Here is a 22,391-nt window from a genome sequence, read left to right as displayed (position 1 = left end):
CATTTATTCATATTAAAAGGTTGAACGAAAGCCTAAAATTATTGATTTGAAGCGAAATATGCAAACAATTAGGCTATTTTATGCACTAGTTCCATTTCTATAAATAATAAAGACCTCTATCTATAAAAAAATAGATGATGTATCCCCCTAAAATGTATCGTTTATTCTTGGGAAACACATCATCTGTTCAGGTCAAATACATCATCTGTTCGATTAAAATAGATGATGTATTTTATTATTCCACCGTTACAGCCGTACCGCAGGCTGTAACCATCAGCATGCTGCCACTACCTCCTACCGTTTCATAATCCAGGTCTACACCAATCACGGCATTGGCACCCATAGCACGGGCATTTTCCTGCATCTCACGCAAAGCTGTCTCCTTAGCTTCGCGTAGCACTTCTTCATAAGAGCCGCTTCTCCCACCTACCACGTCACGGATGCTGGCAAAAAAATCGCGGAATACATTGGCACCGATAATCGTCTCACCGGAAACGATGCCATAATAGCGGGTGATACGTCCACCCTCAATAGTCGGGGTTGTTGTTACTAACATAATTCATTTTTTTTAGTTGTTGATATATTAGACGCAAGGAATGGAAGAAAGGTTGCAAAGCTTTGCTTGGGTCAGAACATCCGGCTGACACGAACTATACCTGCCACCAGCGCATCTATCTCCTCCCGGGTATTGTAAAGTCCGAAAGATGCACGCACCGTTCCTTCGATACCAAGACGCTGCATCAATGGTTGGGCACAATGATGTCCCGTGCGTACGGCAATGCCAAGACGGTCGAGCAATGTACCCATATCAAAATGATGGATATCACCTACCAAAAACGATATGACACTACCCTTGTCTTCTGCCTCGCCGAAGATACGCATACCGGGAATCTCTTTCAGCCGTTGCATGGCATACTGGGTCAATTCGTGTTCATAGGCGGCAATCTTGTCCATCCCAACCAGCGAAACGTAGTCCAAAGCTTTGGCAAGTCCGGTAGTACCGATATAATCCGGCGTACCGGCTTCAAACTTGAACGGCAATTCATTGAAGGTAGTCTTTTCAAAAGAGACATGCTGAATCATCTCTCCACCACCCTGATAGGGAGGTATCCTATCCAGCCACTCCTCTTTACCATAAAGTACGCCTACTCCCGTAGGACCATACACCTTGTGAGCGGAGAAAACGAAGAAGTCGGCATCCAAGTCCTGCACATCCACCGGCATGTGGGGAATGGACTGGGCACCGTCCACAAGCACCGGAACACCCTGCTCATGGGCAAAAGCAATCATCTCCTTGACGGGATTGACCGTGCCCAGCACATTGGAAACATGTGCCACACTGACAATCCTGGTACGTTCGGAGAACAACTGCCTATATTCGTCCAATAAGAGTTCGCCCTTGTCATTCATCGGAATCACTTTGATGGCTATTCCACGCTTGGCGGCAAGCAGCTGCCAGGGAACAATGTTACTATGGTGCTCCATCACAGAAAGAATCACCTCATCCCCCTCCTGCATAAATTCCTCACCAAAGCTGGAGACAAGCAGATTGATACTCTCCGTCGTACCACGGGTAAAGACAATCTCATTCGTACTACGGGCATTGATGAAACGTCGCACCGTCTCACGCGAGGCCTCGTGCAGCTCTGTAGCCTGCTGCGAAAGGAAGTGCACCCCGCGATGCACATTGGCATTCACCGAATAGTATTCGTCCGTAATGGCATCTACTACCTGGCGGGGTTTCTGCGTAGTCGCGCCGTTGTCCAGATAGACCAACGGCTTGCCATATACCTCACGGGAAAGGATGGGGAAATCAGCTCGAAGCCTCTCCCCCAGCCCCTCCCCCGTAGGGAGGGGAGCCAAGATACTACTCTTATTTATATCGTTGTTCATAATGAATCGAAATTATAAGCTATCACTTGCAGATGGCACATCCCTGGCATTTGTTCAGTTCTCCCCGGAAACGCTTCTCTACCAGCAGATGCAGACGGTCCTTCAAAGCATCCAAACGGATGGTGTCGATGACTTCGTTGACAAAAGCGAACATCAGCAGCAGGCGCGCCTCACGCACCGGGATACCACGCTGCCGCATATAGAAGAGAGCGCTTTCATCGAGCTGCCCCACCGTAGCACCATGACTGCACTTCACGTCATCTGCATAAATCTCCAGCTGAGGTTGGGTGTACATATGCGCATCGCGGGTAGCACAAAGATTGCGGTTGGTCTGTTGCGAACTGGTGTGCTGTGCGTCAGGGCGCACTAAAACAAGACCGGCAAAGGCACCTACAGCCTGCTCGTCAAGGACATACTTATAAAGCTCATTGCTGGTACAGTTGGGCACAGCATGGTCGATAGTCGTATGATTGTCCACATGTTGGTTCTTGTCTGCAATGGCCATACCGCACAGATTCAGTTCCGCATGTTCACCGGCGAGCGTCACACGGGTTGTATTCCGCGTAGTTCCGTTGTGCAGGGTCATACCATTCAGCAGTACATTGCTATTGGCTTCCTGCCTTACATACATATTGCTGATACGCACCGTACTGGTGTGGGTCTCCTCCAGTTCATAAAAATCGAAAACAGCATTTTCACCGGCAAAAATTTCTATTACCTGCGTTGCCAGGAAGTTCACACTGTCCATTGCATGGTCACATACTAGCAAGCGGGCTTGCGCCCCCTCCTCCAGGATAACCAGCACACGACGATTTATCATAAAATTGACGTCACCACGCAGGATATTCACCAACTGAATAGGTTTCTCTACCACCACATTCTTAGGAACATAAAACAGAACGCCGTCTTGTACAAAAGCAGTGTTGAACGCCGTCACACCATCCTCTGCCGTATCAGCCAGCTTACCGTAGTATTTCCTCACCAATTCAGGATTCTGTTCGGCCACTTCCTTCAGGCTACCGAAGATAACCCCCTCAGGCAGATGGGATTTGGGCAAAGCTCTGCCATAGAAAGCATCGTTCACCACAAAATAAAGAGCAGTGCTCATATTGGGAACATCGCACTTGAACACTTCAGAAGGATTCACCGGGATTTCCAACCGGTTCAAGTTCAAGCCATAATCCGGCTCAAAGAACTTACTGATATCCGTATATTTATATTTCTCCTCCTTACGGGTAGGAAAGCCCAAGCGCTCAAAGTCGGCAAAAGCAGCTGCACGCGGCGCATTCAGCACCTCGGCACTATGCCGGCATATCATCGCCTCCGTTTGGGAGAAAAGGTCTATATATTGTTGCTCTACACTCATGTTTTCAGATTATGAGTTTATAATTCACTTGCTTCTTTCTTTATCCAATCGAAGCCACGTGTCTCAATCTCCTTCGCCAATTCCGGTCCACCGGTCTTTACGATACGTCCGCCCAGCAATACATGTACCGTATCGGGTTTGATATAGTCCAACAAGCGCTGGTAGTGGGTAATGACCATAGCACTGGTTTCCGCAGTCTTGAGTTTATTGAAACCATCGGCCACAATGCGCAGAGCATCTACATCCAGACCGGAGTCCGTTTCGTCCAGAATGGCGAAAGTCGGTTCCAGCATAGCCATCTGGAATATCTCGTTGCGCTTCTTTTCACCGCCACTGAAACCTTCGTTCACGCTACGGTTGGCCAGCTTATTGTCCAGTTCCACAATGGCACGCTTCTCGCGCATCAGCTTCAGGAACTCACTGGCCGACAAAGCCGGCAGATGGCGGTACTTGCGTTGCTCATTCACGGCCGCACGCATGAAGTTTACCATCGAAACACCCAGAATCTCTACCGGAGTCTGGAAAGAAAGGAAAATTCCTTCATGCGCACGGTCTTCAGGGCTCATGGCAAGCAAGTCCTTGCCATTAAAGGTGATGGAGCCGCGTGTCACTTCGTAAGCCGGATGGCCTACCAACACATTACTCAACGTACTTTTACCGGCACCGTTCTGTCCCATCAGTGCATGTACTTCTCCATCACGTATGGTCAAGTTGATGCCTTTCAATATTTCTTTGCCATTGATGCTGGCATGTAGGTCTTTTATCTCTAACATCTTTATATTTACTATTTGACTATTTACAATTTACAATTTAATCACCCCACGCTTCCTTCCAGCGAAATGGCAAGCAATTTCTGCGCTTCTACGGCAAACTCCATCGGCAACTTGTTCAGCACTTCCTTGGCATAACCATTCACAATCAGCCCCACGGCATCTTCCGTAGAGATACCGCGTTGGTTGCAGTAGAATATCTGGTCCTCACTAATCTTACTGGTGGTGGCTTCATGCTCCACGATGGCCGTTTCGTTTCGGATGTCCATGTAAGGGAAAGTGTGCGCACCGCATTTGTCGCCAAGCAGCAAGGAGTCGCACTGGCTGTAATTACGGGCATTATCCGCTTTCTGTGCCACGCGTACCAGACCACGGTAAGAGTTCTCACTCTTACCGGCAGAGATACCTTTGCTCACAATAGTGCTACGGGTATTCTTGCCCAGATGAATCATCTTTGTTCCCGTGTCTGCCTGCTGATGGTTATTGGTTACTGCCACACTATAGAACTCCGCTGTCGAATTGTCGCCGGAAAGGATGCAAGACGGATACTTCCAGGTAATGGCTGAGCCTGTTTCCACTTGTGTCCAAGACAGTTTACTGTCCACCCCTTTACAATGGCCACGCTTCGTCACAAAGTTATAGACACCACCCCGGCCCTCGGCATCACCGGGATACCAGTTCTGCACGGTGCTGTATTTCACTTCTGCACGGTCGTGCACCACAATTTCCACAATGGCCGCGTGCAACTGGTTCTCGTCACGCATCGGAGCCGTACACCCTTCCAGATAGGAAACGTACGAATCATCATCCGCCACAATCAAGGTTCTTTCGAACTGCCCCGTATTGCGGGCATTGATGCGGAAATAGGTGGACAACTCCATCGGACAACGTACCCCCTTCGGGATATAGACAAAAGAGCCGTCGGAGAACACCGCCGAGTTCAGTGCCGCAAAGAAGTTGTCGCGATAAGGCACCACCGAACCGAGATATTTCTGTACTAAATCGGGATGCTCGCGTACAGCCTCACTGAATGAGCAGAAGATGATTCCTTTCTCCATCAGCGTCTCCTTGAAGGTAGTCTTTACAGACACCGAGTCCATAACGGCATCCACAGCCATACCGCTCAATGCCATCTGCTCTTCCAGCGGAATGCCCAGTTTATTGAAAGTCTTTATCAACTCAGGGTCCACCTCATCCATGCTCCTCGGGCCCTCCTTCTTCTTCGTAGGGTCAGCATAGTAGGATATGGCCTGATAATCTATTTCGGGAATGCGGAGATGTGCCCATGTAGGCATCTCCAACGTCAGCCAGTGGCGATATGCCTTCAGGCGGAACTCCAGCAACCATTCCGGTTCTCCCTTCTTCTCAGAGATAAGCCGCACAACATCTTCATTCAGCCCACGCTCAATGATGTCCGTATGCACGTCGGTCGTGAAACCATACTTATACTTTTCCTGAGTGAGTTCCTTTACATATTTATTGGGTTCTTCTTGTTGCATCACTTCTATAATTACAAATTATGAATTACAAAATCACGGCTCACGGTATCAGTCAAAGTCTCCGTTTACAATCTGCTCCGTAACCGCCTTTGCCGCGGGAAAGAATATCCCGGCAAACTCTTCCATAGGATAATATAACACTGATTCTTTCTTTTTTGTTTTGCCAATCAGCGTATTGTCTCCGTCTATAAATTCGATGACACCAATCAGCAGGCTCGTCAACAGGAGGTACTTCAAAGCCCCCAGACCGGCTCCCAACCAATGATTGAGCCAGCCCAGCGAGACGGCCTCCATTGCCCGGGTCAGCAGAGAAGCCACCAGGGAGAAGAGCAAGGGAACAGCCAGCCAGATGAGGACAAATGCCAGTACTTGCGCCACTGTCATAGAGTCTGTCAATGTGGGGCACAGCTTCGCTGCCAACGAGGCATACAAAGCCTTTGCTGCCAGCAGACCGACAATCAGCCCCAGCAGAGAGGCCAATTGCTTCACAAAACCTTTCATGAAGCCAATGATTGCGCCCAAGCCAAAAGCTACCAATATGATGATATCTATAATTGCCATAGATTAATGTGATAATGTGGTAATGTGCCAATATGCTAATGAGCAAATGGCTGATATGCAAAATGTGCCAATTGCCCTGCGGCATTTTCTTTACGCGCAGCCAATTGGCACATTAGCATATTTGCACATTATTCAATTATAATGTTTGCTTCACTTCTATTTCTTCGTAAGATTCGATAATATCGCCCACCTTGATGTCGTTGCAATTTGTCAGGCTGATACCGCACTCGAAGTTGGTACCTACCTCCTTCACGTCGTCCTTGAAGCGCTTCAAGGCATTGATGGCACCCGTAAAGATTACGATACCGTCGCGTATCAAGCGGGCCTTGTCGCTGCGTTTCACCTTTCCGGTCTTGACCATGGCACCTGCCACCAGTCCCACCTTCGTGATGTTGAACACCTCGCGCACCTCGATGGTTGCTGTAACCTGCTCCTTCAATGTTGGTGCCAGCATACCTTCCATGGCAGCCTTCACCTCTTCGATGGCATCGTAGATGACGGAGTACTTGCGGATATCCACGCCCTCCTGCTCTGCCATCTTGGCGGCAGCACCCGAAGGACGTACCTGGAAACCGACGATAATCGCATCCGAAGCGGCAGCCAGCGAGACATCCGATTCGGAAATCTGACCGACACCCTTGTGAATTACGTTTACCTGCACCTGCTCCGTAGACAGCTTGATTAAAGAGTCGCTCAACGCTTCCACAGAACCGTCCACGTCACCCTTCACAATCACGTTCAGCTCATGGAAGTCACCCAATGCCAGACGGCGGCCCACTTCGTCGAGCGTCAGCATCTTCTGCGTACGCAGACCTTGTTCACGCTGCAATTGTTCGCGCTTGTTGGCAATCTCGCGTGCTTCCTGCTCCGTCTCGATTACGTGGAACGTGTCGCCAGCAGCAGGCGCACCGTTCAAGCCCAATATCAGGGCAGGTGTAGAAGGACCGGCTTCCTTCATGCGCTGGTTACGCTCGTTGAACATAGCCTTTACCTTACCGTAGTTAGTACCTGCCAGCACGATGTCGCCCATCTTCAAAGTACCGTTGGAAACAAGCACCGTAGCCACATAGCCACGCCCCTTATCCAATGAGGACTCAATGATGGAACCGGTAGCACGGCGGTTCGGGTTTGCTTTCAGCTCCAGCATTTCCGCTTCGAGCAACACTTTCTCCATCAGCTCGGGTACACCGATACCCTTTTTGGCAGAGATATCTTGCGACTGATACTTACCGCCCCACTCTTCCACCAGGAAGTTCATGGCAGCCAGCTCTTCCTTAATCTTGTCGGGGTTGGCAGTCGGTTTATCAATCTTATTGATTGCAAATACGATGGGAACACCCGCAGCCATGGCATGGTTGATGGCTTCCTTTGTCTGCGGCATCACGTTGTCGTCAGCAGCCACAATGATAATGGCAATATCCGTAGCTTTGGCACCACGGGCACGCATGGCAGTAAACGCTTCGTGACCCGGAGTATCGAGGAATGTAATCTTACGCCCGTCGTCCAGCGACACGTGGTAGGCACCGATGTGCTGTGTGATACCACCCGCTTCACCGGCAATCACATTCGCCTTACGGATATAGTCGAGCAATGAAGTCTTACCGTGGTCTACGTGACCCATCACCGTTACAATCGGAGCGCGAGGTTCCAAATCTTCCTCATCATCCTCTTCCTCTACGATGGCCTGCGCCACTTCTGCACTTACATATTCTGTCTTGAAACCGAATTCCTCAGCCACCAGGTTGATGGTCTCGGCATCCAGACGCTGGTTGATGGATACCATCATACCAATACTCATACAAGTGGCAATGACCTGAGTAACTGAAACATCCATCATGCTTGCCAACTCATTGGCCGTCACGAATTCCGTAATCTTCAGTACCTTGCTTTCTGCCATCTCCATGTCTTCCAATTCCTGCATACGGCTGGAAGCCATGTCACGTTTCTCCTTACGATACTTGGCACCTTTGTTCTTTCCTTTGGAAGTGAGGCGTGCCAAAGTTTCCTTTACCTGCTTTGCTACATCTTCCTCGCTAACCTCCTGCTTGATGACCGGCTTCTTGAAGCGGTCCTTATTGCGGTTGCGGTTATTATTGGCATTGTTTCCACCAGGCTGGTTTCCACCTTGCGGGCGGCCCCCCTGACCTTGCTGGGCACCTGCGTGTCCACGATCGTTGCCACCACGCTGGAAGTTGGAAGCATTGTTGATGTCCACTTTCTCCTTATTGATACGGACACGTTTCTTTTTGCCATTGGCATCGCCGGCAGCGGTATCCTTCAGCTTGCTATCATCACGGCGGATTTCCTTGATGATAGCTTCCTTCATCTGCTTCTTCTGATCCTGGCGAATCTTTTCCTTCTCTTCACGCTCCTTGCGTTTCTCCTCTTTCGATTTCTTCTTCGGACGTGTGGACTGGTTCAAGGCAGCCAGGTCTATCTGTCCGATGACATTAATCTTCGAAACAAACTCAGGCTGATGTATCTTGAAGATTTCTTCCCCTTCTTCTTTCCCCTCTTTTTCAACCGGTGCTTCTTCAGCCGCCGGTGCGGGAGCAGGCGCTTCTATCATTTCTTCCTTTTTAGATTCTTGTTGAGCCTCTGACACCGGAGCAGGCTCTTCCTTGACAACGGGTTGGGGCTGCGGTTCCGAAACGGACTGCAGTTCGGGTTCAGATGCCGGCTGTATCTCCGGTTGAGGAGCTGGTTCCGGTTTCGGCGTTTCTACAACTGCCGGTTCCTCCACCTTTTTCTCTTCTATCGCTTTTTCCGTTTCTTTCTCTTTTTCTTGAGCTGGAGCAGGTCTACGGTTCAGTTTGTCCAAATCAATCTTGCCTACCGGCTTGAACTTCGGACGTACGTCTTCCGGAACAACCGTCTTAATCTCCTCGGGCTTCGCTTTCTCCTGCGTTTCCTTATAGCCGTCAATAGACACGGACGCCTTGTTGCGGTCCTTGCTCTGACGTTCCTGGCTGAAACGCTCCGACTTTATCTTAAGGTCCTTATCTGTACTAAACTCCTTTTTGAGCAGTTCGAACTGTTCATCCGTAATTTTTGTGTTCGGATTTGCCTCAACGGTAAATCCCTTCTTTTGCAGGAACTCGACAGCCGTCGTAATTCCTACATTTAAATCTCTTGTTACTTTGTTTAACCTTATCGTCATACTAATTTAATGAATTAATGTGCCAATATGCTAATGTGCTAATTGGCTGAGAAAAAAGGAGTGTGCACTTCATCCGATATGCTATCTGCATTGGCACATTAGCATATTACCCACATTACCACATTACTGCTCCTCCTCTTCAAACTCCTGTTTCAAAATGCGCAATACCTCGTCCACCGTCTCTTCTTCGAGGTCCGTCTTCTCAATCAACATCTCACGGGGAGCGTTCAACACAGCCTTAGCCGTATCGATACCGATAGCCTTGATGGCATCGATAACCCAACCGTCTATTTCATCACGGAATTCGTCCAAGTAGATGTCTTCATCCTCTATGGCCTCATCCAACTCACGGAACACGTCGATGGTGTACTCAGTCAACATACTGGCAAGCTTGATATTCAAACCGCCTTTACCGATAGCCAGCGACACCTCTTCGGGTTTCAAGAACACTTCAGCCTTGCGTTCTTCCTCGTTCAAGCGGATGGAAGAAATTTTGGCAGGGCTCAAGGCACGCTGTATAAACAACTGGATATTGGACGTATAGTTGATAACGTCGATATTCTCGTTGCGAAGCTCGCGGACAATACCATGAATACGGCTACCCTTCACACCCACGCAAGCACCTACCGGATCGATACGGTCATCGTAGCTCTCAACGGCAATCTTGGCACGCTCGCCGGGGATACGGGCAATCTTCTTGATGGTAATCAGTCCGTCATTGATTTCGGGTACTTCCATTTCGAACAGACGTTGCAGGAAGACGGGCGACGTACGGCTCAGGATAATCTTCGGATTATTATTCTTGTTGTCCACACGTGCCACTACGGCGCGAGCTGTCTCGCCCTTGCGGTAGAAGTCACTCGGTATCTGTTCGGTCTTGGGCAGCAACAGTTCGTTGCCTTCATCATCGAGCAGCAGCATCTCCTTCTTCCAAATCTGGTAGACTTCCGCATTGATGATGGTACCCACCTTATCAATGTATTTGTTGTAAATACTATCTTTCTCCAGTTCCAATATCTTGGAGGCCAACGTCTGGCGCAAGTTCAAGATGGCACGGCGACCGAAGTTCGCGAAAATAACTTCATCCGTCACTTCCTCGCCCACCTCATAAGAAGCATCAATCTTTTGTGCTTCGGACAATGCAATCTGCAGGTTCGGGTTTTCCAAATCCTCGTCTGCCACTACCTCACGGTTACGCCATATTTCGAAATCACCCTTGTCCGGGTTTACAATTACGTCGTAATTCTCATCGGTACCGAACATTTTCGCAATCACACTACGGAACGACTCCTCGAGTACGCTTACCATCGTGGTTCTGTCGATATTCTTCAGTTCCTTAAATTCCGAAAATGTATCTATCAAGCTGACAGTTTCTACTTTTTTGGCCATAGTCTTATTTAAAACTGATTAAGTATTTAGTGTATTTTATCTCTTCATACGTAAAGGTCAAGTCCTCGTCCACCAGCTTGGGACGCTTGGCACCTTCCTCTTTCACTTTCTTCTGAATGGTCACGACGAAATGCTGTTCGTCGGCTTCCTTCAACACGCCGCTGAGCTTGCGGCCGTCCTTTGTCAGCACTTCCACTTCCTTGCCGATGTGGTTAATGTACTGCTGCAGTACCTTGAAGGGCTGTCCGATGCCGGCCGAACCGACTTCCAACTCATAATCCTCATCCTCACGGTTCAACTTGGACTCGATGTAGCGGCTCAGCTCTACGCAGTCCTCAATCCAAACACCTTCTTTGTGGTCTATTTCCACCAAAATCTTGTCATCCGGGCTGATTGTCACCTCCACAAGGAAGTAGTCCTTTCCTGCCAGCCACTCGTCAACAATCTGACAAACAGTTTTCTTTTCTATCATAGATTAACCATTAGGAACAAAAAAGAGGAGCTTAATCGCCCCTCCACCTTTCATCCGTTTTCGCTTGCAAAGATATAAATAATCTGTTCGACTACAAAATATTAGAGAAAAAAAGATTGATTTAACGGTTCAAACGGGAATTATATTACAGACACGCCCTTTCAACACTTCAAGATAAGGGGTAAAACATATAATCTTATGAGACAGAAGCTTATACTTTATGAAATGAATTATCACGTTCCATACTGCATGAGATGCACATGTCAAGCACAACGAGATGTGCATCTCGAACAACATGAGATGTACATCTCATGCGTACAATCTCTATTGTTTCAGGAAAAGAAGTAAGGAGGTACAAGCGGAAAAAAGATACTGTTGAAAGACAACGCGGAAAAATAAAAGGCCGATAGCTTGTTTCATGCTATCGGCCCTTTTACTATGGTTCTAAAGGTCTAAAAGCCCTTGTCGTATCACTTATTCGGAGTCTCCCACTTCTTGGTATCCGTACAAACCACGTTCACAGTCTGGTCACCCGTCTGGATGCGGAAGTCACCTTTCTCCAGAATCCACTTGCCATCATAGCCTACGAAAGCAAGGTCGGAGCCTTTCAGTTTCAGAGTCACGGTCTTTGTCTCGCCCGGTTTCAGTTCCACTTTCTCGAAAGCGCGAAGACGGCGGGTATCGGGAGTAAGGGAGGCAACGAGGTCACTGCTGAAGAGCAACACGCTCTCCTTGCCGACACGGTCACCAGTATTCTTCACATCTACAGTGAAAGTAAGCACATCATCAGCGGTAAAGTCCGACTTATCCACCTTGAGGTTACTGTATGCAAAAGTAGTATAACTCAATCCATAACCGAACGCCCACTGTACAGATACTTGCGCATCGTAGTTATAAGCGCCTTCCATCTGCTTTCCGATGTGTTCGCACGGTTTGTAGTCGTACGTAATCAGAGAGTTGATTTCCTTCGGATAAGTGAAAGGCATCTTTCCGCTGAAGTTGGCGTCGCCGGCAATAAGGTTTGCCAACGCATCACCGCCGTAATTGCCCGGAAGCATAGTATTGACAACAGCCTTAGCCAAAGGCTCGATGTCAGCAATCAGGCGAGGACGGCCTTCATTCAACACCAGAATGATGGGCTTCCCGGTTTTGGCAAGAGCCTTCACCAAATCGAGCTGGTTCTGGGAGAGGAAGAGGTTCGTCAGGTTACCCGGAGTCTCGCAGTAAGAGTTCTCACCGATGCAGGCAACGATGTAGTCGGCACCGGCAGCGGCTGCTACAGCTTTCTCTATCTCCGGAGTGTTTTCTTCCCACCAGTTGCCACCTTGCTTATAAGTGACACCGGCTTCGTAGATGATATTGTCCGCACCGAATTTATTGGTGAAAGCCTCGAGAATGGTATTATATTGACCTGCATGCTCGTCGGCTTTGTCGCCCTGCCATGAATAAGACCAGCCGCCATTGAGGCAACGCATGGAGTTGGCATTCGGACCGGTAACCAGCAGTTTCTTGCCTTTTGCCAACGGCAATATACCGTCTGTATTCTTCAGGAGTACCAAAGACTCTTCGGCAGCCTGCAATGCAGCAGCGGCATGTTCCGCACTACCGAACAACGGGAAGTCTTTCAAGTCATAATAGGGCTTTTCAAATAGGTTGAGACGGCATTTCAAACGCAGCACACGACGCACAGCATCGTCTATACGGCTCATGGGAACTTCACCTTCTTCCACCAGTTCTTTCAAGAGTGTACAGAACTTCCAGTCGTACGGGTCCATAGACATGTCGATACCGGCATTGATGGCGAGCTTGATGGCTTCCTTCTTGTCCTTAGCAATGTGGTCGCGGCTATAAAGGTTGTTGATGTCCGCCCAGTCGGTCACAATCATACCGTCCCAGTTGAGGTCTTCTTTCAGCCACTTGGTCAGCAGCTCATAGTTGGCATGGAAAGGCAGACCGTTGTTCATGGCGGAGTTCACCATCACGGAGAGGGCACCTGCCTTCACCATTTCCAGATAAGGAGCGAAATGCTTCTCACGCATATCCTGCTCGGTGATGGAAGACGGCGTACGGTCCTTACCGGAAACGGGAACACCATAACCCATATAGTGCTTCATACAAGCGGCAACGTTGTTCCCGCCAATCAGGTTGGGGTTCTCTCCCTGGAAACCGATAACGGCTTCACGTCCCATTTCGGCATTGACGTAGGCGTCTTCACCATAGTTTTCCCACATACGCGGCCAGCGCGGGTCACGCCCGAGGTCAGTCACCGGGGCATACGTCCAGGGGATGCTTCCCGCCTTTGTTTCGTAGGCAGAGATACGTGCACCCTCACGTGTCAGTTCACGATTGAAGGTAGCTCCCATATTGACGCCTTGCGGAAAGAAAGTACCGCCCAGCGTATAGGTAGTTCCGTGTATCTGGTCTACACCGTACACACAAGGAATACCCATCACCTCCATGGATTTCTCCTGAATGCGTTTGATGATTTCCTGCCACTTCTCCACGCTCTGTGCCACACCGTTGGGCACGTTCAAGATGGAGCCTACTTTGTATTTTCCGATGACAGAGTCGAGCATCGCCTCGTCCAACTGGAAACCCTTGGCATTCTCAATGCCTTGGATACGCATATAGAGCTTCATCATCACATCCTGCGAAGGCATCTCCTTGCCCAGCTTGAATTCCTTTTCAAGCTTGTATCTCTTGATGATTTTTTGCAGGTCCTTCACCGTGATGTTCTTCGGGTCAAGGCCGGCAAAGGGATTGGTGCGTTTCTGCAGGAGGTCGATAGTGAGTTCGCACATCTGACCGACTTTCTCGTCAAGCGTCATCTTCTTCAGCAAAGTCTCAATCTGCTGTTCTATTTTCTCGTCTCTTGGAATGGCAGGCGCAACAGTGGTCTGCGCCGTAGCAGTAAGTACTAACCCTGATAGGGCTAAAGATAAGATTAACTTTTTACTCATGGTTGTGATATTGGTTTATAATAGTTGCACTATCTGTTTATACGAGGCACAAAGATAAGAACATCCTGCCATACCAAAGGATACAACAGGATGTTTTTTAGGGTATGATTTGTTATTTTTTCAGACAATCCTACTCTCATCTCTTCAAGAGGCTCATCGGTTCCTGAAGTTTCAGGATGTCGTTCGTCTTCTGTGTTGCGGCAGCTACTTCAGCCTCCAGCGTAGCCTTGATGTCGCGTGAGGAAGCCCCGACGAGGAACTTGTAGTTTCCGGGAGTTACCACCCATGCCGATGCAGCCTCATCATAGGAAGCCAGGTCGGCAGCATTCACTTTCAGCGTCACCACAGTAGTTTCGCCCGGTTTCAGTTCCTTAGTCTTGGCAAAAGCTTTCAGTTCCTTTTCGGGTTTGTTGGCGTCTGCAGCATCGGGAGCGGATACATAAAGCTGAACCACTTCCTTACCTGCTACCTTACCGGTGTTCTTCACTTCCACAGATACGGTATAGACGCCGTTGTCTGCCTTGACAGCAGCCTTGTCATAAGCAAAAGTGGTATAGGAAAGACCGTAACCGAAAGGATAGGAAACCTGCTTGCCAAAGGTGTCAAAGTAACGGTAACCTACGTAGATATCCTCCTCATAATTGGTATAATCCACATCCTTCACGTCGTTCTTCTTCCCGCCTTTGTTCATGAGGTCGGTGCTCACACGCATGTCTATCGGGAAGTTGTCGGAAGAAGCGGCATCTTCAAACTTCACCGGGAAAGTCATTGTCAGCTTGCCCGAAGGAGAAGCCTTGCCACTCAGCACGTCAGCCACACTGTTTCCTCCCTCCTGGCCTGCCTGCCATGCACAAAGAATGGCATCGGGAGCAGATTTCCAAGAAGCAGTTTCAATCACACCACCGATATTGAGCACCACCACTACCTTCTTTCCGGCAGCGTGGAAAGCATCGGACACAGCTTTCAACATGTTCTGTTCCTCTTTGGTGAGGTTGAAGTCGGCTACCATACGGTCAAGGAACTCACCGGAGGTACGTCCCAGCGTCACCAGTGCCACATCGGCCTTGGCAGCCTGCTCGCGGATGACTTGTGCGGAAACAGCCATCTCAGCCGGACGGGTATCGGGCATGAACCACTCTTTCTTATCTTTGGACAGACGTTCTTTCTCGGTTTTCAGGTAAGCTTCATAGCTATTCTTCAGCGCTTCATCCACCACATAGCCGGCATTCTTCAAGCCGTCCAATAGCGAAACGGTATAAGCGCGGTTCACGTTGCCCGAACCTGTACCGCCTGCAATGAAATCGTAGGAAGTGCAACCGAAGAGTGCCACGTTCTTCACGTCGGCAGCCAGCGGCAGAGCACCGTTATCGTTCTTCAGCAATACCATGCCTTCCGTTGCCGACTGGCGGGTTACGGCAGCATGCGCCTTCAAATCAGGCTTGTTGGAGTATTTATATCCCTTGAAGTGGGGAGTCTGGAGAATCATCTCCAGAATACGCTTCACATTCTGATTGAGGATGGCTTCATCTAACGCTCCGTCCTGCACACCCTTCACGATGGCTTCGTACTGCTTGGGCAGACCGGGCTGCAACATGTCGTTGCCTGCCACCATCTGTGCCACGGCATCCTTGCCGCCAAACCAGTCGGTCATCACCATGCCCTTGAAGCCCCATTCGTCGCGCAACATCGTTGTCTGCAACTCCTTGTTTTCCGAAGTGTAGACACCGTTCAGGTAGTTGTATGAGGACATCACGGTCCAAGGAGCGGATTCCTTCACGGCAATCTCGAACCCTTTCAAGTAGATTTCGCGCAAGGCGCGTGGAGATACATGCGCATCCGTAGCCATACGGTTGGTTTCCTGGTTGTTCACAGCAAAGTGCTTGATACTGGTACCCACACCGTTGCTCTGCACACCACGTACGTAGGCGGCGGCAATCTTACCCGACACCAACGGGTCTTCAGAATAATACTCGAAGTTACGTCCGCAAAGCGGGTTACGGTGAATGTTCAGCGCCGGAGCCAACAGCACGTCCGCACCGTATTCCAGCACTTCGTTACCGATGGACTGACCTACACTTTCCACCAGTTCCTGGTCCCAGGTAGAGGCGAGCAAAGTTCCGATAGGGAAATGAGTACAATAGTACGTAGCCGAATCCCCCTCACGCTTGGGGGCGATACGCAGTCCGGCGGGACCATCAGCCAGCACCACAGCGGGAATGCCGAGGCGTTCAATCGGGTATGTGGTTCCTGCCGCACCCGGCACTAGCTTTCTCGTTGCACCGATTACGGCACTGTCACCCGAGAAACCTGCCATACCGGTACCCACTACCAGATGCGCCTTTTCTTCCAAGGTCATGGCGCCAATCACCTCATCCAGAGAGGACTTTCCAAGCTGCGGCACACCCGGTCCGCAAGCTGACAAAACAGCCATTGCTGCTGCCATGGATATGATATTCTTCTTCATAATCTTATTTAAATATCTTCGGTGCGAATTCTGTCAGGTAAATACGCCAGTTCTTCCAGATATGACCTTCTCCGGTTTCATAATATTCATATTTGTAACCCTTCTCGTCCAACATCTTGCGGTAGTCGCTGTTGGCTTGGAACAAGAAGTCTTTATTACCGATAGCGATGTAATAGAGTGCCGGTTTCTTGGCAAACTGGGTTTTCAGTTTGGCTTCAAGGTTGTCATAAATCGGAGACTTCACATCTTTGTTGGGCATGATGGCAGCCGAGAACAGCCCTACATAGTCGAACATGTCCGGATATTGCTTGGAGATGTGCATGGAGTGGAAACCTCCCATAGAGAGACCAGCAATGGCACGCCCCTTCTTGTTGGCCTGTGTACGGTAAGTCTTATCAATTAATTTCACCACGTCGGGGAAAGCCGTTTCGAAAGAACCTTCCATCGTCTTGGGCAGATTCATGCTGGGAACGGCAAAACCCAGTGACGATTCACCCGGAGCAGCTTCCAACGCAGCGTTACCGTTGGTCATTACTACAATCATCGGCTTGGCCTTGCCTTGGGCAATGAGGTTATCCAGAATCTGTGCCGTACGTCCCAGTTCGCTCCATGCGTTCTCGTCGCCACCCATGCCGTGTAGCAGGTAGAAGACGGGGTAGCGCTTGCCGCTTGTCTCATATCCGGCAGGCGTATAGACAGTCAGGCGGCGGTCCATACCCAACGTAGGGCTGTTGTACCATACCTTAGATACCGTTCCATGAGGAACCTTATTCACTTTGTAGAGGTCGATGCGCTCGTCACCACCGATGATGAATACATTCGTCACGCTTGCCACGTCTCGAATCATATAGACGTTGGCAGGGTCATTAATCTTCAGTCCGTCTACCAGAAAAGTGTAGCTGTAGAGTTCCGGTTTCAGCGGTTCGGGAGTAGTGAATTCCCACACACCGTCCTTGTTCTCTTTCAAATCTGCCACACCCGGACCATCAAATTCACCAAAAGGAGTCTTGATTTTCTGCGTAGGCAGGAAGTCGCCGGTTACTTGCACCTTTACGGCTTTCGGCGCCTTCAAGCGGAAAGTTACTGTATTGTTGTCGTGTATCTCAGGTGAGACCACAGGAGCGCCTCCCCAGAGAGCTTGTTGCGCGAAAGTCATCGCACACATCAGCAACAGAGCTGACAAAATAGAAATTCTTTTCATGATACGTATGTTATTTTGTTATTAAATTAGTTATACCGAATCCTCTTATTTGAACAACTTCGGCACGAACTCCGTCAGATAGATGCGCCAGTTCCTCCAGATATGGCCCTCGCCCGTTTCAAGATACTCGTACTTATAACCATTGTCATCAAGCAACTTGCGAAAGTCGGCCACACCTTTATAAACAAAGTCCGTCTTGCCGCATGCGATGAAGTAAAGGGCCGGTTTCTTGGCAAACTGAGTCTTCAGCTTACCTTCAAAGTCGGTATAGACCGGACAAGTTGATTTATCGTTTCCGGTACTTGCACCGGAGAAAAGACCTACATAATCGAACATGTCCGGGTAATACTTGGAAATATTGCAAGAGTGGAAACTACCCATAGAAAGCCCGGCAATGGCACGGTTCTTCTTATTGGCAAGAGTGCGGAAATTCTTCTCTACGAACTTCACGATTTCGGGGAACGAGAGTTCAAAAGCACCTTCTGCCACTTTCGCTCTTTCGTCGGGACGCATGGACGGAGCAACAAAACCCTTGGGAGACTCACCAGCAGCAGCATCTTGCCAAGCATTGCCGTTAGTCATCACTACAATCATAGGTTTAGCCTTGCCCTGTGCAATGAGATTATCCAATATCTGCGAAGTACGGCCAAGAGCAATCCAAGCTTCCTCATCACCACCTGCACCATGAAGCAGATAGAATACCGGATAACGCTTGCCGCTGGTTTCATAACCAGCCGGAGTGTAAATCGTCAGACGGCGGTCCATTCCCAGCGAAGGACTATTGTACCACATGCGACTTACCGTTCCATGAGGTACCTTATTCACTTTATACAAATCGGCACGGTCCCCACCGATGATAAATACATTGGTCACGGTAGCCACATCCCGAATCATGTAAACATTGCTCGGGTCCATCATTCTCAATCCGTCTACAATAAAGGAGTATCCATAAAGTTCCGGCTTCAATGGTTCGGGAGTAGTAAATTCCCAAACGCCGTCCTTCCCCTCTGTCAAATCGGCAATGCCCGGTGCATCATAATCGCCACGAGGAGTCTTAATAGTTTGTGGAGGCAGAAAATCACCAGTAATCTGCACCCTTACAGCCTTAGGAGCTTTCAAGCGAAAAGTAACCGTGTTGTCATCATGAATATCAGGAGAGACAACCGCCGCACCTCCCCAAAGAGCTTGCTGTGCAAAAAGGGTGACACAGCAGACCAGCAGCATCGCTGCCAAACTTAATAATCTTTTCATAATTTCTTATATTAAATGAATTAGCTTCTTGTTATTTAGCAAAGCTGCGACTTACAAAAGGCAGGCACATATAAAGTGCCGAATGCCAATATTCGCTAGTATGTCCGCCGTCCCGCACACGGAACTGGCAAGGGATACCGGCATTACGCATCGCTTGGAAAAACTCTATATTACGGTCCAGCAGAAAGTCATCATCTCCGCAATCCACAAACCACTGTACTGTACGAAGCTGTGCCTTACGCGCATCATCTGCCTCAACCACATACCTGATGCAACTATGTTCCTGCACAGAACGCGTCAGCACAGCCATCTTGTTTGTGGGGTCGGGATCTTTTCCCACCTCCTCACCACTGACGGGGATGTTCATCAAAGCACTCATGGCATAGGCAGCACAATACATATCCGGATAGCGTTGTGCATAGCTCGTCGTTCCACCTCCGCCCATAGAAAGTCCGGCAATGGCACGATGCTGCTTATCACCTTTCACCCGGTAGGTCTTCTCTATATAAGGAAGGAACTCCTTATAGAAGAAATCTTCGTAAGCCCATCCCGGCATGTTGAAGTAGCCGTTCCAGCAAGTGGCCGGATTACCTCCTGCATTGGGGCTGACGATAATCATCTCGCAAGCCTCGCCCGATGCCACCAACTGGTCCATCACGTCCTTCACACGTTGGTCTGTAAACCAACTGGTATTCACCCCCGACATGCCGTGCAGCAAATAAAGGATAGGATATTTCCTATCCGTTTCATTGCTATAGCTTTGCGGCAGATAGATGGTGTAGGCACGGTGTGCTTTCAATACCTGGCTGTAAATGCTGTCGGTCACTACCTTGCTTTGCGGTCCCCATGCAGGATTTTGTGCATTTGCCATCCACAGCAAGCAGACGGCTAAAAGAGAGAGTATCAATCTTTTCATGGTATCGATTTAAAAATGTACTACAAAATAAGCGTTTTCCATTCTAAAACTAATTGATATATATCAGTTTTTCACGCATATACCCCTCATCTCTTCACCATCGGATGCACAGCCACAGGCACTTGCGCCCGCATGGCATCATGCACTTTCTGCTTGCGTGCCTTTGTCACCCTCTGTACCGCTGTACAACGCACATCGGCCGAAGATGCGGCAACCATCCACTGATATTCACCCTTAGCCAACTCCCAAGAGCTGTTTTTCTCATTAAAGGAAGCCATGTCCATCACGTTCCAAGTCAGAATCAGTGTCTGGCTCTCGCCCGGCTGGAGCAAGGCAGTTTTGCCGAAGGCCTTCAACTCCTTGGCAGGCTTGTCAAGTCCCCCATTCGGAGCTTTCACATAGAGTTGTACGGCTTCACGCCCTGCCACCTTGCCGATGTTCTTCACGTTCACCTTCAACTCGCAGCGGTCGGCATCCATTTTGGCGCTCTCTACCGCATATTCAAAAGCAGTATAGCTCAAACCATGACCGAACGGATAGGAAACCTCTTTACCGAAAGTGTCGAAATAGCGATAACCCACATAGATTCCCTCTTCATAGTTAGTGAAATCCACATTTTTTTCCGGTTCCTTCGGTTTCTCCTCTTTCTTGTTCGACTTGAAATTCATACCGGTACCCATAGCAAACGACGGCATCTTGAACTCGTAATCAAAAGGGAAGTTAGCATCCGACAGCGCATCGCCATATTTCACGGCAAACGTCATGGGTAACTTGCCCGAAGGATTCACCTCTCCGGTCAGGATATCCGTGATACAATTGCCCACCTCTTGTCCCGGCTGGAAGGCACAAACCACTGCATCTGCCAGTCCCTTCCAAGAAGCAGTTTCCACCGGGCTGCAGATGTTGAGAACCACCACCAGTTTCTTGCCTGCAGCATGATAAGCGGCAGACACTTGCTTAATCAGAGCCAATTCGTTCTCCTTCAGGAGGAAATCTTCCACACGGCGGTCACAGCCCTCGCCACTGACACGCCCCAGCGTAAGCACGGCAATGTCGTTGGCTTTCACTTGTGCAGCCAGTTCCTCGGCAGTGGGCAGGAACTCCTCGGCACGGGGCAGCGGAGTAAAGGCGAAAGGCGGTTTTCCGTGAGGAAAAAGCCGTTTCTGCTCGTCGGCCATATGCTTCTTGTAGCGGTTCAGCAATTCTTTGTCCACGGTGTAGCCCGCATTGCGCAAACCTTCTACCATAGAAACCGTGTAATAACCGATGCCCGTACTGCCAAAGCCCATGCCGGCAGGAACCATGTCATAGGAAGTAGTTCCATAAAGGGCCACTTTTTTGATGCCGGCAGCCATGGGTAGCGCCTGCTTGTTATCCAGCAGCACGATACCTTCCGCACCTATCTCACGGTCTACTTGCGCATGAGCCTCCAAGTCGGTTTTATTGGGATACTCGTAGCCGGCAAAGGTATGGCTCTTGACCACAAACTCCAGCACACGCTTCACGCTGCGGTCGAGGAGTGCCAAATCCAGTGTACCGTTCTCTACGGCTTCCAAAATAGCTTTATACTGGCGGTCTTGCCCCGGTTGCAGCATGTCGTTTCCTGCTACGATGGAGGTCACGGCATCTTTTCCGGCATTCCAGTCGGACATCACCAGTCCCTTGAATCCCCATTCGTCGCGGAGGATGTCCTCTGTCAGTTCGCGGTCCTCGCAGGTATATTTGCCGTTCACCTTATTGTAGGCGGTCATCACGCTCCAGGGCTGAGACTCTTTGACAGCAATCTCGAAGCACTTCAAATACAGCTCGCGCAAGGGGCGCTGTGTCAGGCGAGAGTCGTTGTTATTGCGGTTGGTCTCCTGGTTGTTTACGGCAAAGTGTTTCAGGCAGGTACCTGTCCCCCGGCTCTGGATTCCGTTGATATAGGCAGCAGCCATTTTACCAGCCAACACCGGATCTTCCGAATAATATTCATGGTTACGTCCGCAAAGCACATTTCGCATCAGGTTGACACCCGGTGCCAGCAACACATCCAAACCATAATCCTTCACTTCCATACCCAAAGTACGTCCCACCTTATGGGCTGCATCCGGATTGAAAGTAGCTGCCACCGTGGTGCTGGAAGGAAATTCCGTAGCATGATAAGTACGGCTGTCGAATTCCCGCTTGGCAGCCATCGCCAACCGGTGCGGTCCGTCGGCAAGATAGGCGGAAGGGATACCCAGTCGGGGAATGTCGTAAGTACGTCCCGCTGTTCCGGGAAACTTGGTATCACTTCCCATCGACATCCCACAACCGATGACGAGGTGTACCTTCTCTTCGAGGGTCATAGCACTGACCACTTCGTCGATATTGTCGGCACGCAGTCTGACTGACTGATTCGAACCGGTCGTCTGTGCAGTCAAGGCAGATGCCAAACAGAGTGAAAATAAAGTAATTGACAATCTTCTCATATATATTATATTTAAAAAGCCACAAAAGAAGCCCCC

15 protein-coding genes are annotated in these 22,391 nt (G+C 49.5%); all 15 read right to left on the bottom strand.

The window, feature by feature from the left end; genetic code table 11:
- Positions 1–235: 235 nt before the first annotated feature.
- The 15 genes from ITJ87_RS05185 to ITJ87_RS05115 all read right to left on the bottom strand — a co-directional run bounded on the left by ITJ87_RS05185 (position 236) and on the right by ITJ87_RS05115 (position 22,355).
- Positions 236–556 carry a heavy metal-binding domain-containing protein gene (locus ITJ87_RS05185; protein WP_117599782.1) on the bottom strand — a complete coding sequence of 107 codons (321 nt, stop codon included), beginning with the start codon at positions 554–556 and terminating at the stop codon, positions 236–238.
- A 71-nt stretch (positions 557–627) separates the two neighbouring features.
- Positions 628–1,893 carry a cysteine desulfurase gene (locus tag ITJ87_RS05180; RefSeq protein WP_165491374.1) on the bottom strand — a complete coding sequence of 422 codons (1,266 nt, stop codon included), beginning with the start codon at positions 1,891–1,893 and terminating at the stop codon, positions 628–630.
- Positions 1,894–1,915: 22 nt separating this feature from the next.
- Entirely contained in the window at positions 1,916–3,259 is a 1,344-nt protein-coding gene (gene sufD, locus ITJ87_RS05175; protein ID WP_117964264.1) for a Fe-S cluster assembly protein SufD, read from the bottom strand.
- A 17-nt stretch (positions 3,260–3,276) separates the two neighbouring features.
- Positions 3,277–4,032: a Fe-S cluster assembly ATPase SufC gene (gene sufC / locus ITJ87_RS05170; protein ID WP_117964265.1), complete on the bottom strand. Its 756-nt coding sequence runs from the start codon at positions 4,030–4,032 to the stop codon at positions 3,277–3,279.
- 41 nt (positions 4,033–4,073) lie between these two features.
- Positions 4,074–5,528, bottom strand: a complete 1,455-nt coding sequence (gene sufB, locus ITJ87_RS05165; RefSeq protein WP_117964266.1) for a Fe-S cluster assembly protein SufB — start codon at positions 5,526–5,528, stop codon at positions 4,074–4,076.
- A 48-nt stretch (positions 5,529–5,576) separates the two neighbouring features.
- Positions 5,577–6,089, bottom strand: coding sequence for a CvpA family protein (locus ITJ87_RS05160; protein WP_016272036.1), 513 nt, complete (start codon positions 6,087–6,089; stop codon positions 5,577–5,579).
- Between the two features lie 136 nt (positions 6,090–6,225).
- On the bottom strand, positions 6,226–9,249 hold the full coding sequence (infB, locus tag ITJ87_RS05155) for a translation initiation factor IF-2 (protein WP_117964267.1): 3,024 nt from the start codon (positions 9,247–9,249) through the stop codon (positions 6,226–6,228).
- Positions 9,250–9,372: 123 nt separating this feature from the next.
- Positions 9,373–10,638, bottom strand: coding sequence for a transcription termination factor NusA (nusA, locus tag ITJ87_RS05150; RefSeq protein WP_005824354.1), 1,266 nt, complete (start codon positions 10,636–10,638; stop codon positions 9,373–9,375).
- A 4-nt stretch (positions 10,639–10,642) separates the two neighbouring features.
- Positions 10,643–11,110, bottom strand: coding sequence for a ribosome assembly cofactor RimP (gene rimP / locus ITJ87_RS05145; RefSeq protein WP_087332882.1), 468 nt, complete (start codon positions 11,108–11,110; stop codon positions 10,643–10,645).
- Positions 11,111–11,580: 470 nt separating this feature from the next.
- Complete coding sequence (locus ITJ87_RS05140; protein WP_117964268.1) at positions 11,581–14,070, bottom strand: glycoside hydrolase family 3 N-terminal domain-containing protein; 2,490 nt, start codon at positions 14,068–14,070, stop codon at positions 11,581–11,583.
- Between the two features lie 136 nt (positions 14,071–14,206).
- On the bottom strand, positions 14,207–16,534 hold the full coding sequence (locus tag ITJ87_RS05135; protein WP_117964269.1) for a glycoside hydrolase family 3 C-terminal domain-containing protein: 2,328 nt from the start codon (positions 16,532–16,534) through the stop codon (positions 14,207–14,209).
- Between the two features lie 4 nt (positions 16,535–16,538).
- Positions 16,539–17,735 (bottom strand): esterase, encoded by a 1,197-nt coding sequence (locus tag ITJ87_RS05130; protein ID WP_196096314.1) that lies wholly within the window; start codon positions 17,733–17,735, stop codon positions 16,539–16,541.
- 45 nt (positions 17,736–17,780) lie between these two features.
- Entirely contained in the window at positions 17,781–18,986 is a 1,206-nt protein-coding gene (locus tag ITJ87_RS05125; RefSeq protein ID WP_117964271.1) for an esterase, read from the bottom strand.
- Between the two features lie 31 nt (positions 18,987–19,017).
- On the bottom strand, positions 19,018–19,902 hold the full coding sequence (locus ITJ87_RS05120; protein WP_057097462.1) for an esterase family protein: 885 nt from the start codon (positions 19,900–19,902) through the stop codon (positions 19,018–19,020).
- An 86-nt stretch (positions 19,903–19,988) separates the two neighbouring features.
- Positions 19,989–22,355, bottom strand: coding sequence for a glycoside hydrolase family 3 N-terminal domain-containing protein (locus tag ITJ87_RS05115; RefSeq protein ID WP_117964272.1), 2,367 nt, complete (start codon positions 22,353–22,355; stop codon positions 19,989–19,991).
- Between the last annotated feature and the right edge of the window lie 36 nt (positions 22,356–22,391).

This window comes from Bacteroides sp. HF-162 (assembly GCF_015679285.1).
Lineage (GTDB): Bacteria > Bacteroidota > Bacteroidia > Bacteroidales > Bacteroidaceae > Bacteroides > Bacteroides uniformis.
This window is presented reverse-complemented; position numbering and strand designations above follow the sequence as displayed.